Here is a 496-nt window from a genome sequence, read left to right as displayed (position 1 = left end):
CGCACCGCCTCCTATCGCGACATCGTCGGCGTCTGGACGATCTGCTACGGCGAGACCCTGGGCGTCGGGCCCGGCCAGACCGCGACGCCGGAGGCCTGCCGGTCCCAGCTCGCCCGCCGCGCCGCGCAGTTCGAGGCCGAGATCCGCCCCTGTCTGCCGCCCGAGCTGCCCATCGAGACCCGCGCGGCCTTCGTCTCGGCCGCCTACAATATCGGCTCCGGCGCCTTCTGCCGGTCGAGCATGTCCCGCCGGGCCCTCGCTGGCGATCTGCCCGGCGCCTGCGATGCCCTCATGCTGTGGGTGAAGGCGGGCGGCCAGACCGTGCCCGGCCTCGTCAACCGCCGCACCGCGGAACGCGCGCTATGCCTGTCCGGCCTCGACTGATCCTCGCCGCTCTGCTGCTGGCGGGCTGCGGCGGCCTGCCCCTGCCCCTCGGCCCGAACCTCGCCGCCAATGTCCAGGCCGGGGCCGAGAATGTGCAAGGGGTGAAGGTCGA

At 73.8% G+C, this 496-nt stretch carries 1 protein-coding gene; it reads left to right on the top strand.

From position 1 onward, the window contains the following. A partial coding sequence (locus BYZ73_RS21710) for a lysozyme (protein ID WP_146746413.1) occupies window positions 1-384 on the top strand: 384 nt, incomplete at its 5' end. Between the last annotated feature and the right edge of the window lie 112 nt (window positions 385-496).

This window comes from Rhodovulum viride (genome assembly GCF_003265965.1).
GTDB lineage: Bacteria > Pseudomonadota > Alphaproteobacteria > Rhodobacterales > Rhodobacteraceae > Rhodovulum > Rhodovulum kholense.
This window is presented reverse-complemented; position numbering and strand designations above follow the sequence as displayed.